Origin of the sequence: Helicobacter bilis (genome assembly GCF_001999985.1) — a bacterium.
GTDB classification, from domain to species: domain Bacteria; phylum Campylobacterota; class Campylobacteria; order Campylobacterales; family Helicobacteraceae; genus Helicobacter_A; species Helicobacter_A rappini.
The window spans coordinates 668,426-679,965 of sequence record NZ_CP019645.1; the positions used below are offsets into that span (position 1 = coordinate 668,426).

Annotated in this window: 13 protein-coding genes; 6 read left to right on the plus strand and 7 right to left on the minus strand. The window is 33.4% G+C overall.

The window, feature by feature from the left end:
- Positions 1-2 precede the first annotated feature (2 nt).
- The 3 genes from XJ32_RS11750 (at position 3) to XJ32_RS03175 (ending at position 1,631) form a co-directional block, all read left to right on the plus strand.
- Positions 3-170 (plus strand): hypothetical protein, encoded by a 168-nt coding sequence (locus tag XJ32_RS11750; protein WP_155761448.1) that lies wholly within the window; start codon positions 3-5, stop codon positions 168-170.
- A gap of 212 nt (positions 171-382) precedes the next feature.
- Positions 383-877, plus strand: a complete 495-nt coding sequence (locus XJ32_RS03170; RefSeq protein WP_077388329.1) for a hypothetical protein — start codon at positions 383-385, stop codon at positions 875-877.
- Positions 870-1,631, plus strand: a complete 762-nt coding sequence (locus XJ32_RS03175) for a hypothetical protein (protein WP_077388330.1) — start codon at positions 870-872, stop codon at positions 1,629-1,631. Before XJ32_RS03170 ends, XJ32_RS03175 begins: the two co-directional genes overlap by 8 nt.
- Positions 1,632-1,992: 361 nt before the next feature.
- Here the strand turns inward: XJ32_RS03175 and XJ32_RS03185 are convergent, their stop codons facing one another.
- The 4 genes from XJ32_RS03185 to XJ32_RS03200 all read right to left on the minus strand — a co-directional run bounded on the left by XJ32_RS03185 (position 1,993) and on the right by XJ32_RS03200 (position 6,272).
- Entirely contained in the window at positions 1,993-2,607 is a 615-nt protein-coding gene (locus XJ32_RS03185; protein WP_077388332.1) for a helix-turn-helix domain-containing protein, read from the minus strand.
- Positions 2,608-3,394: 787 nt separating this feature from the next.
- Positions 3,395-4,081, minus strand: a complete 687-nt coding sequence (locus XJ32_RS03190; protein WP_077388333.1) for a hypothetical protein — start codon at positions 4,079-4,081, stop codon at positions 3,395-3,397.
- A 126-nt stretch (positions 4,082-4,207) separates the two neighbouring features.
- The gene (locus tag XJ32_RS03195) at positions 4,208-4,765 is read right to left on the minus strand and encodes an anthranilate synthase component II (protein WP_077390098.1); all 558 of its coding nucleotides are present in this window, start codon (positions 4,763-4,765) and stop codon (positions 4,208-4,210) included.
- A 1-nt stretch (position 4,766) separates the two neighbouring features.
- A complete protein-coding gene (locus XJ32_RS03200; protein ID WP_254422457.1) occupies positions 4,767-6,272 on the minus strand; it encodes a TrkA C-terminal domain-containing protein in 1,506 nt (501 codons plus the stop codon).
- A 298-nt stretch (positions 6,273-6,570) separates the two neighbouring features.
- On the opposite strand from XJ32_RS03200, the gene XJ32_RS03205 reads away from it, so the two are divergent.
- From XJ32_RS03205 to XJ32_RS03215, 3 genes are all read left to right on the plus strand, one after another.
- Positions 6,571-8,307 (plus strand): acetolactate synthase large subunit, encoded by a 1,737-nt coding sequence (locus XJ32_RS03205; RefSeq protein WP_077388335.1) that lies wholly within the window; start codon positions 6,571-6,573, stop codon positions 8,305-8,307.
- A gap of 11 nt (positions 8,308-8,318) precedes the next feature.
- Positions 8,319-8,783, plus strand: a complete 465-nt coding sequence (ilvN, locus tag XJ32_RS03210) for an acetolactate synthase small subunit (RefSeq protein WP_004088408.1) — start codon at positions 8,319-8,321, stop codon at positions 8,781-8,783.
- 140 nt (positions 8,784-8,923) lie between these two features.
- Positions 8,924-9,637, plus strand: coding sequence for an outer membrane beta-barrel protein (locus XJ32_RS03215; protein WP_077388336.1), 714 nt, complete (start codon positions 8,924-8,926; stop codon positions 9,635-9,637).
- Between the two features lie 66 nt (positions 9,638-9,703).
- Here the strand turns inward: XJ32_RS03215 and XJ32_RS13155 are convergent, their stop codons facing one another.
- From XJ32_RS13155 to XJ32_RS03225, 3 genes are read right to left on the minus strand one after another with little or no spacing between them, the layout of a single operon-like run.
- Positions 9,704-9,835, minus strand: coding sequence for a hypothetical protein (locus XJ32_RS13155; protein WP_302475946.1), 132 nt, complete (start codon positions 9,833-9,835; stop codon positions 9,704-9,706).
- A gap of 8 nt (positions 9,836-9,843) precedes the next feature.
- Positions 9,844-10,080: an RNA recognition motif domain-containing protein gene (locus XJ32_RS03220; RefSeq protein ID WP_077388337.1), complete on the minus strand. Its 237-nt coding sequence runs from the start codon at positions 10,078-10,080 to the stop codon at positions 9,844-9,846.
- A gap of 2 nt (positions 10,081-10,082) precedes the next feature.
- Positions 10,083-11,510: a nicotinamide phosphoribosyltransferase domain-containing protein gene (locus XJ32_RS03225; protein ID WP_077388338.1), complete on the minus strand. Its 1,428-nt coding sequence runs from the start codon at positions 11,508-11,510 to the stop codon at positions 10,083-10,085.
- Positions 11,511-11,540 lie beyond the last annotated feature (30 nt).

An 11,540-nucleotide genomic window follows, 5' to 3' on the forward strand; every position in this document is an offset into this window, starting at 1 on the left:
ATATGTATGCGTTATGTGTTTGCAAAGGCTTAAATATGCTTTTATGCTCGGCTCTTAGTGTGGCATACATTCTAACTATAAGCAAGGCATTAATATACATGCAAAGGCTTTATTATGTGTATGTGCTTTTATATGCTTTGATTGATTTATATGTGTATGGCTTTACTTAGCTTTTATGTTACATGTTATGTTTTTTGCTAACCTCAACATTAAGCAAATATATTACATGATGAGGTTATAAGGCTTATTAGTTATAAATCATGTAATGTTATATAGTGTTATGTAATGCTATGTTATGTAATATTACTTTGTTATAGCTAAGGATTAAGGGTTTAATGTTTTTAAATGTTTATTTGATTGATTTTTTATTAAAGGTTTGATTATGGAATTAAAACTAGAAAAAGGGTATTATGTAGATAATAACAATAACAAATGGAATGCAAAGGCTTATAATGAAAATGAAGCTTTACAACATAGCAAAGGGTTAGTTAATTGCTTTGATTGTGAAAATTGCATAAAATGTAAGGATTGCAGGGCGTGTGTTAATTGCATTGATTGTATTAATTGTGTAGATTGTGATTATTGCATTAATTGTAATGATTGCTACACATGCACTGAGTGTATAAAGTGTAAAGAGTGCTTTTATTGTAATAATTGTATTATGTGTGAAACTTGTAGTAATTGCTTTGATTGTGTAGCTTGTAGTGATTGTGATACATGCGATAATACAAAACATAGTAAGCTATCTAATCATTTAAGCGATTGTGAGTTTTGCATAAATAAACACCATTTAGCAAAAGAATATAAATATAATGATTTATTGCATAAGCAATATAATGGGGTATTAAAACAAGATAAGGGGGTATGTAATGATTGATACAAACAATAACACAAACAAAGGCTTTAATACAAATGCTTATAATGCAGGTAACAAAGCAAATAAAGCGGGTTTTAATGGATATAACACAAAAGGTAAGGTAAAAGGTAAGGTAAGCAATAACACAAGCAATAAAGCTAATAACAAAGCTAACAATAATAACAATAACAACATACTTGCAAATGCTTTAATCGATTATGTAGCTTGTATTGATAGTGTAAGTAATATTTGCATAAAATATAATATCACTAGACAAGCATTTTATAAGTATAAAAGCAAGTTAGCAGGGTTTTATAATATAGATTATGATATGAAGCATAAACAAAGCAAAAAGGCTTTATATGATGTGTTAATGGTATTAAAGCATGTTAATAACTTTGCAAAGTCAAATAATACTTTACTTGATTATGCAGGTAAAGCCTTTTATAGCAATATACAAAACTTGCTTAATACTAAAAGGCATGATAAATTAAGCAATAATATTGACAAGTTAGCAAAAAATGATGTGTTTAATGAAATTTCAAGCACTGATAATGATAACTTGGATAATGGCTTTTTTGCTAGTATTGCAGGGGATAAAGAATTAATACATTTAAATAATGAAATTAAAGCATTAGAAACAGAATTAATACTTAATGATAGTATTGCATGTGATAGTAATGCAGGTAATGATTTATTGTTAAGTAGTGAAATATCACAAGATAAAGCTAACAATAAGGTATTAAATGTTAATAATGTAACAATAGACTTTTAAGGGTTTATTGTGTGCTAGTGTATGTTATGTGTATGTATATGCTTATATGTGCTTATGTAATGTATATGCTAGTATGCAATACTTAAAGATTAACACTTGCAAACAATGCTTAACACTTGCAAAGGCTTACATGTGCTTTTATGCTCGGCTCCATAGTATGCAAACAAAGCTAACTAAGCAAAACAATATAAAGCTACACTTGCAACACAAAGCAAGGCATTAATACACTTGCAAACAATACAAAACTATAAATCTACACACAATAACACAAAGTAAAACATTAAAGCAAGGTAATATAAAACAATGCAAAGGCTTATAAAGCAATATAAACAAGGCTTTAAAGCTTTATATATTCTAGTTTTCATTTGCTTACAATCTCTACTTCAATATGTTTAACAAATTCTTTATTATTGTTAATGTTATTATTATCTTTGTTAATGTTTATCTGTTGTGCTAATGCTGGGGGTTTTGGTATAACTTGCAAGGTATCGTTAATATCTTTTATAGCACTTGTGATATTTTTTAAATCTTTAGTATTTGTGATTCCATTATCTAGTAAATCATTGCATATATGTAAAACTTTATTGCTTAAATCTTGGAATATATATGCAAAATAAGGGTTTTTTTGCTTTACTATGTTTATAACTTCATTTACAATTAAAGTATTAATATTTTTACATTCTATCAAATCGTTATTTTGTGTATCAATTAAGCCTTTATTTTGTGTATTTTGCAAGTGTTCATTAATTTGCAAGCCTCGTTCGTTAATTATTTTTTCAAGTGTTGAAAAGCCGCTATTTAGGGCATTTGTAGCATGTTGTGCTTGTTCGTTAATTCTTATATTATTTTCTTTAATATACTTGCTTAATGTACTCTTTGAAATATTATAATCTTTAGCTAATTTTGATATTGAATAATACCCTGTTTGATACTTTGGAATGATGTCTTTATATGGTATGCTTATTTTTCTACTCATTTTTATGATTACCTTTATATTTGATATTTTGGAATGTTAAAATAAAAGGATACTTTGTAAGCTTAAATTTTAGACTACATGTAATAAGTACCAATAAAAAACCCTACAAGTAGTCTTTAATATATAATGAAATGATAAAAAAATCACGGACACTTTTAAAGCTTTTATTCTTTAAAAGCATTAGAGTTATAACATAAATGCGTATGTGTGCGTATGCAATACTTAAAGATTAACACATGCAAGGGCTTACATATGCCTTTATGTGTGGCTCTTAGTATGCAAACAATGCAAAGTAAGCAAAACAATATAAAGCTATAAAACTATAAGCAAGGCATTAATATACATGCAAAGGCTTATAAAGTGATTGCAATGCAAAACAAAACATAACACACTTACAAACAATGCTTAACACATACAAAGGCTTTTAACAAACTGAAAACAAAGCAAAATATACTTTAATATTACTTGCATAACTTAATCATACATTTATTACAAGCTAATCATAATCTAAATGCAAATCATGTTTTAATACCTTTTTATGTTTTTAATGTATCTTTTAATCTTTTGTTTGTTAGTAATGTTTGTATTGTATGTTTTATTAAGTTTGTATCTAGTCTTTAATTATTTTGTATTGTGTGTAATTTTAATTTGTATCAAAGTATTAATTAATTTGTAATTTTGTATTGCTTAGTTTGTAACACTTTGTAAAGTGAAAATGTAATATATAATCACTAGATAAAAATCATATAAAAAAGGATTAGATTTTAAGTTACAATGTAAGGGTGTTTTAAAGGGTTAAATCTATTGGAATATGTGTTATTTTACTTGTAATTTTTTGATTTAATCTTAAAAGGTTATACAAAAGGTTATACAGAATTATAAACATGTGATTATGTAGTATGTTTGCAATTCCCTTGTTTATGTAGTTTGAGAGTAATTTTATAACGCTAGGGGTATATAATGGCTTTTTTACAGAATCTACATCGCTTCCTAAAAGGTCAGCAATCCTTTGATAATCATTATAGCCTGTCTCATTTAAGCTTATATGCATGGCATCAGCTAGATTATCTGCACTCTGTGGTCTTACATAAGGATAGCTTACTCGCTTTGTAAAAATATCTGCCCTTTCTGCTCCTACTACTTTATTATTCTTTACAAGCGGTGCTTTTTCCAATGCAAATATCTCAAAGCTTGTATCATCTACCATTTCAAAGAGTTTAAATCTAGGGGATACCTTTTTATCCTTTGTATAAAAGCTACCATTCTTACCCACTACTGCTTCATAATCACTATTTAGCTTTTGTCTTAATGCAGAGATTGTTTCATTACTTGCTTCAGAATCTAGCTCTGCTTTTTGTAAGGTTTTTAATGTGCTTTGTAATTCGCTTATCTTTGGGGCTAACTCTTTATATTCAGCTATTCTTTTCTCTATGGTTTCAGGTTTCCAAGTAACTTCTAGTGATTGTAAAATCATTCAATACCCTTAAATATACAAATCTTTCACTAAGATCCTATATAAGATATTTTACTTTGCAATGTGTGCTGCTTTTTACCAGCTTTTTTACACAACAATTATAATCCTGCTACCAATAAAACATAATTAACACAACTCAAAAAAATTTGCTAGTAGCTTTTTGCCTTGGTCTTGCAAAATAGATTCTGGGTGGAATTGTATCCCATAAGTTTGATAGCCTTCTGCTTGTAATGCCATGACGACATTATCTTCACTCCATGCTAATGCCCTGCATTTGCCGAGTTTGCTGACATGCAATGAATGATAACGACCAACTTTTAGCGGTATTTTTATGCCGTGAAAAAGCGGGTGATTGCTGAAAGTTACATGCGAGATTTTACCATGTTGTGGTGTTTGCATAGAGACCACTTCGCCACCAAAAACATGTGCGATACACTGATGTCCCAGGCAAATGCCTAGAATCTTTTTAAATGGAGCAAAATATTTAATCGCTTCTAAGCAGATTCCAGATTGCAAAGGGTGGCTAGGACCGGGTGCGATAACTAAAGCATCAAAATTAGAATCTTTTAGAGTTTGCAAGGAAGAATCATTGCGTAAAATGCTAACTTCTACTCCAATCTCACGCAATAAATACACAACATTATGCGTAAAAGAGTCGTAATTATCAATCAAAATCACTCGCATTCTATTCACTCACAGGAATGAAAAGTTGCGGATTTGTATTATCCATACATGCGATAGATTCAAACTGCGTTCGTATATATGCTGCAAATCTTGATCTAGTTATAGACATGCGAAATGGAATGAAATGTAAAATCGGCTTATTTAAACCTTGTATATGAAAGATAGGATTATCTATGTTATTATGCTGTATAGTGTATTTTCTCTCAAAGATTCTGGAAAGATTCTCAAACTCTTCATCAATCTTATTGTTAAAATGTCCATCTGGCTCAAAATCATACACCGCTACATCAAGGCAAAGTTGTTTGCTAATATCAAATATAAGCGTTGCGATATTAGAATCTCTATATCCATCACCCGAACTCACAAGCAAACTTGCTGTAACATTTGGTGGATATAGCATTTTCTTTTGCGTATAAAGTTGCTGTTTTGATAGTGTGTGATCATAGTTATCTGGTCGCAAGGAATACATACCTATCTTTAAAACAGGCAATTTACTCTCCCATAAAGCCCTGCGATACGCCCTTTTAGCAAAGATTTCTTGACTTACGATGATAAAGCCTACTTTTTCACTTATCTTATTTTCTAAAGTTTGTATAAAGTCTAGATTCTCATAATCAATAACTACGGCGATATCTTCACTCTTTAATTCTTCAAGTGCTTTTATAGTTTCAAAATCTGTTGCGTGTAAAACCTTAATAGTAAGTTTTGCGCTCTTTAAGTGTCTGTGTAGATAAATCGCTTCTTTGCAGTCATGCAGCATTGTCTCTTTTGGCTGCAAACGCATATCAAGTATAAGACATATATCGCGTCCAAATGGTGCTGGAAACTGCCCTATATCCGCTTTGATTTGGTTATATATCATGCGTGTTTTTTGTGGCTCACCTGCTACAAGTAAAATATCTCCGGGAAAAATCACTACATCATCATTAGCAAGAATGAATCTATTTTGACGATAGATTCCAACAATGCACCAACCAGATTGCTCTATCGTATTAATTTGTCTGTGTGCATAAATGCTTCCACTTGGCACGCCAATCTCCATAATCTCACCCTGCTCTAACCCAAAACCACGCGGGATAACAGGCACATTTGGCATACGAAGCAATAGCCTTGAAGCCACTGCATTTGTCTCTGCTACAATCACTAGATTCCCATCACTTTTTTTTGTAGTTTCATAAGAGATTTCAGGGGCATGTATGCTACGCACAATGCGGCTTTTTTTGTAGTTTTTGCGTAAATATTCATATACGACATCACCCTCTTTTTCATCTTGCAGGACAATGAAAATATCGCCAATGTCATTATTTTCTAGGCAAGATTCAAGGCGAAAAGTGGAAGTATAATCGCATTCATGGAATCTAAAAGTATTTGGATATTTCTTTGGCAAAAAGCGAGAATCTCTATACAAAACAATATAGAAGTTATTGCTTGAGTAATCATCTAGCACTTTATGCACAAAATTTAATGCAATATCTCCATCAGCTACAATAAGCACATATCTCATCATTCTGCCTTTTCTTAAAATCTCAATCTTAGCACAAGTAAAAATCGCTAAAACAAAGCATACATATAAAACCCATAGAATACGGATTCTAAGCCATAAAGATTAGCAATTATAACATAAAACAAACTAAAACAAGTTTGAGAGTGTTTGCTGTGTAATACAAACAATCATCAAAAAACTTTATCATTTGCATATAAAACAAATAAATAAGTAAAAAATACTTGACAAGCTTGGCAAAAAGTTGTATATAATATAGCTTTTTGTTTAGGCAGTATTATGTGGTATTACTTAAAGGAATGATATGGCAAAGCAGCAAATGAATGGCTCAAGAATGCTTATTGAAGCACTACATTTAGAGGGTGTGTCTGTGATTTTTGGCTATCCGGGCGGGGCTGTCCTTAATGTCTATGATGAGATTTATAAGCAAGATTATTTTCGACATATTTTAACAAGGCACGAGCAAGCAGCAGTCCATGCAGCCGATGGATATGCTAGGGCTTCTGGTAAGGTTGGCGTGGCAATCATTACTTCTGGACCGGGCTTTACAAATGCGGTTACAGGCATTGCTACCGCTTTTACAGATTCTATTCCGCTAGTTGTTATTAGCGGACAAGTCCCTCTTACTCAAATTGGCACAGATGCGTTTCAAGAGATTGATGCAGTAGGGATCTCTCGCCCATGCACGAAGCATAACTATCTTGTAAAAAGCATTGAAGAGTTACCAAGAATCTTAAAAGAAGCCTTTTATATCGCAAGAAGTGGCAGACCCGGACCCGTTCTCATTGACTTACCAAAGGATATTAGCGCACAAATAGGGGAGTTTCACTATCCAAATAGCATTTCTCTAGCAAGTTACAAGCCAACAACAAAGGGCAATGCAAAGCAGATAAAAAAACTCGCAAATGCTATCTTAGAATCTCATAATCCACTCTTTTATATCGGCGGTGGTGCGGTTATTGCAAATAGCCATGATTTAGTAAAAAAGCTACTTGAAATAACGCAGATTCCAAGTGTGGAAACACTTATGGCAAGGGGCGTAGCACAGGGAGATTCTAACTTCTTAGGTATGCTTGGCATGCATGGCACTTATGCGGCAAATATGGCTACAAGTGAATGCGATTTACTCATTAGCTTAGGTGCTAGATTTGATGATAGAGTAACGGGAAAAGTGAGTGAGTTTGCAAAGTTTGCAAAGATAGCACATATTGATATTGACCCCAGCTCAATAGGAAAAATCATTAATGTAAATTATCCTATTGTAGGTGATTTAAATCTAGTTTTGCAAGAACTCATTAAAGAATTACAAGATAAAGCACCGACAAAAGAAGTGCTTGAAGCAAGAAGTGTATGGCTTGCAAAGCTTAAAAAATGGAGTAACTCTCACCCGCTATCGTATAAAGATTGCGATACAGACTTATTAAAACCACAATGGGTTATAGAAGAGACTGGAAAGATTCTAGGCGAAAACGCGGTTATTATCACTGATGTTGGACAGCATCAAATGTGGGCAGCACAATTCTATCCCTTTAGCGCAAAGCGACAATTTATCACAAGTGGTGGATTAGGGACTATGGGCTTTGGTATGCCAGCGACTATGGGTGTCTCAATCGCCCTGCAAGAAATGCAAAAAGAGAATAAAGAAAGTGAGAGTAAGCAAAAATATGCGATAAACTTTAGCGGCGATGGCGGGATATTAATGAATATACAAGAGCTTATGACTTGTATAGAATCTAATATTAAAACCATAAATATCATACTCAATAATGGCTATCTAGGTATGGTAAAGCAATGGCAGGAATTTTTCTATGAAAAGAGATTATCCCATGTTAAACTCACGCAGCCAAACTTTAAGCTATTAGCCGAGAGTTTTGGAGCATTGGGCTTAGAAGCAAGTGATAAAGAATCTTTTAGGAAAGCTTTAAAAGAAGCGATTGAAAGCCCAAAAGTTAGTCTCATTAATGTATGCGTTGATAAAGATGAGATTGTATTGCCAATGGTCCCGGGTGGGAATCCACTCTATAAAATGATATTAGAATAATAAGGAAAAATATGCAAAAGCGAATTATCTGTATCACCGTTGTGAATGAACATAGTGTTTTAGCGCGCATTTCAGGATTATTTGCAGGTAGAGGCTATAACATTGATAGTCTTACCGTTGCCCCTTTAACAGATAATAATCTCTCAAGGATAACCATCACAACGCGTGGCGATGAAAAAGTGTTGGAGCAAATCATAAAGCAACTACACAAGCTTATCCCCGTGCTAAATGTCGTAGAGCATAGCGATATTGTTACACAAGAAATTGCCTTAATTAAATTTGAAAATAATGAAAAAATCGGTGCAATCAGTGCCTTAATCAATGCTTCTGGTGGCAAGATTGTAAGCTGGAATGAAAAAAACATTGTCTTTAGCGTAAGTGGTGAAACACAAATGATTAAAGACATTATCACTTCACTGCATAACTTCATGCCAAAAGAAATCGTGCGTAGCGGCGTACTTGCGATTGAGAGATAGGTTTTGTGTGTTGTGTTTTTGATTTTGCCAATATAAGCCTATGTAGCCTGAACGCTGAACCTAGACCTTAATTAATTGAATTAATCAAATAATATATTTTTTTGTCGATACTACTTCTTTGAAAAAGCAAAGGAGTTTATATGAGATATGTAAGTGCAATATTGTGCAGTATAACTTTATCAAGTGTGGCGTATGCTCAAGTTTATAAACGCACGCAGCCTAGATTGCCTGAACCTACAAAAGAGATCACAAAGGATACAAAGACTGGAGCTATGCTTGGTGTTGATAGCGGGTTTAATCTTGTAATGGGACATGATAGCGATAGGTTTGTTGTAGATGCTGGTTTGAGGCTTGGCTATAATCTATTTTTCACAAAAACATGGGGTATGCGACTTTATGGTAGTTATAGCTATAGCTTTAGTGATTTTGTAACAGCATATAGAGTTGTAGCAGTTATAAATGATTTATATGCAAATACGCATACATTTTTGTTCAATGCTGATGTGCTATATGATTTTTATAACAACAATGACTTGAAATTGAGTTTGGGTATTATATTTGGCTTGGGTGCTGGTTATGAGCTTGGCGCACAAAAGACATATAGAGATAACGGGAATTTGCAACATACGCAAAACTATACAAAGAGTGGATTTAAGGCGGTGGCAAATGCGGGCTTTTCGCTCACATTTGAAAGCCGACATAGGTTAGAGATTCTCTATCGATATGCAATATTGCAACCTGATTTACGCAATATCGTGAGAGATACCAACAATCCGCCAAATGTAATTCGCGAGGAAATATATAAGCCTCAAAGTCCATTTTCTTTTCATCTTGGATATAGCTATACATTTTAATTTCTAACATAGACTAAATGCCATAACAACTTGCCATACTAATTAAAAAGAATTTCATCATAGATTCTAAAACCTAAGTGCCTTATCTACACCCTCTTTTTCCTGCAAAATCTTATAAGATTCTATATTGAGTGCGTAAAATTCCTCTTTGCTGTATTGCCAGAATAGACTTCCTTTTGCATTGCCTCTATCCTGCAATATCTAGGCTAATTTGCAATGCTTACTCGCATGATTCTGCCATTATAGCTTTCGCCATTTAGCATACTGACTGCGGTTTCTGCGTTGTCATCGTCCATTTCTACAAAGGCATATCCTTTGAATTTATGGGTTGTTTTATCTAGAATCATTCTACTTGAGATGACATTGCCAAATTGCGCGAATATATCATGCACTTGTTGTTGTGTCGTGGTGTAAGTGAGATTACCTATATATATGCTTTTCATATCTATCCCTTATGATTGATTGCGCGTAAAAACTCTTTTTTTACATACTCTCTTATGTGCTCAAAGTTTGGTAATGCTAAATTCGTGTTTAGCAAGTCATTTTCTGGTGTGCTATCAAGGAATTGCGTTACCTCTCTTGTGTCTTTGTCAAGTGAGACTTGCCCTGATAGAGACATCTTTTCATTACCTGTGATTGGATTTTTGATTAAATGCGTGGGTTTTCCCCCTATCTTTGCCCAAGTCATTTTTGTAACTAGCCCTACATCATCGCGTATGCCTGAATTATACGCATAACTCCCTACGCCTAAGCACAAAAATTCTGTTGGATTATAGCCATTTTGTTTACACCATTCATAGATTTTTTGTGCGCGTTCTGTGCTGATTGCATCACCATAGATAATACGCACTTTATCAAAGCCAAAATATTCATTAACAAGCCGTATCACACCTTTTTTAGCTCTAGAATCTTGTGAGTTTTCATCACCTGTTAATATTAAAAATGGATCGCCTGAATCTGGTCGTAATACAATGGGTTTTAAACGAGAAGAAATGAGATTATACGCATCTTTATCCCTTTTTAAAGACTCGATAATATCCCATAGGTTCCATGTGTCAGCTACGATTGATACCATATCATTTGGGAATTGCTGCATGATATGCTTAAAGGTATTAAGCTCGTTTGCCTGTCCGCCTAGACACATTACGCTATGCTCGCTTGCTGGGATTGAGCCCAGCATACTTACATTACCGCCATAGTTTTCATATACATTTTGTAATGCCATTATAGAATCTGTGCCAGAGAAAAAGAGGACATGTCCTACGCCGGAATTATAGCAGTCCATAATACCATTCATACCCCGTGCAGAAAAATCATGAAAGTTAAAACTCTCATCAAGATAATAGCCTAAGCAATCATACTCAATGCGTTTAAAGATAGCTGCCTGTGTCGCTACAAAGCATGTCTTCCATAGCATAGAGTTAAGATATGTTTCAATGAAATTTACAAACCAACAATGCTTACTTTCAGCACAATGCATTGAGATAATAGGCGTATTATTTGCCACAAATGTCCCCTCTGGGACTGCCCTAAAAGTAATAGGCATGACTTTTGGTAATGTAAGCCATTTATCAATGAGAAATTTATAAGAAGTGTCATTTGCATTAAGCTTCATAAAATCCGCATAAAGTAGTCTTAGCCCTTCTTCTAGCTTTTTTCTGTCCCATTGTATAAACTCATCATATAAAGATTGAAGTTTATTGATAGCTTGTCGCATACCAAAAGCTACAATATGTCCATTTAAAGATTCTAAAGGCAAACGCGGTTTTCTACAATAAAGCAGACTATATACTTCATCAACATTATTTGGATACATTGCTGCATGTGTATATTTATAACAATCCGAAATAAAAAGCAATTGTGGGTATTGCATATAAAGCCTTGTGTGTGATTTAAAAGCACA

Bases quoted from the DNA above. Each gene is read 5' to 3' on its own strand.
- XJ32_RS03200 (WP_254422457.1), bottom strand. From the start codon at position 6,272: ATGATGAGATATGTGCTTATTGTAGCTGATGGAGATATTGCATTAAAT.
- XJ32_RS03190 (WP_077388333.1), bottom strand. From the start codon at position 4,081: ATGATTTTACAATCACTAGAAGTTACTTGGAAACCTGAAACCATAGAG.
- XJ32_RS03215 (WP_077388336.1), top strand. From the start codon at position 8,924: ATGAGATATGTAAGTGCAATATTGTGCAGTATAACTTTATCAAGTGTG.
- XJ32_RS11750 (WP_155761448.1), top strand. From the start codon at position 3: ATGTATGCGTTATGTGTTTGCAAAGGCTTAAATATGCTTTTATGCTCG.
- XJ32_RS03225 (WP_077388338.1), bottom strand. From the start codon at position 11,510: ATGCAATACCCACAATTGCTTTTTATTTCGGATTGTTATAAATATACA.
- XJ32_RS03175 (WP_077388330.1), top strand. From the start codon at position 870: ATGATTGATACAAACAATAACACAAACAAAGGCTTTAATACAAATGCT.
- XJ32_RS03195 (WP_077390098.1), bottom strand. From the start codon at position 4,765: ATGCGAGTGATTTTGATTGATAATTACGACTCTTTTACGCATAATGTT.
- XJ32_RS03170 (WP_077388329.1), top strand. From the start codon at position 383: ATGGAATTAAAACTAGAAAAAGGGTATTATGTAGATAATAACAATAAC.
- ilvN (WP_004088408.1), top strand. From the start codon at position 8,319: ATGCAAAAGCGAATTATCTGTATCACCGTTGTGAATGAACATAGTGTT.
- XJ32_RS03220 (WP_077388337.1), bottom strand. From the start codon at position 10,080: ATGAAAAGCATATATATAGGTAATCTCACTTACACCACGACACAACAA.
- XJ32_RS03205 (WP_077388335.1), top strand. From the start codon at position 6,571: ATGGCAAAGCAGCAAATGAATGGCTCAAGAATGCTTATTGAAGCACTA.
- XJ32_RS03185 (WP_077388332.1), bottom strand. From the start codon at position 2,607: ATGAGTAGAAAAATAAGCATACCATATAAAGACATCATTCCAAAGTAT.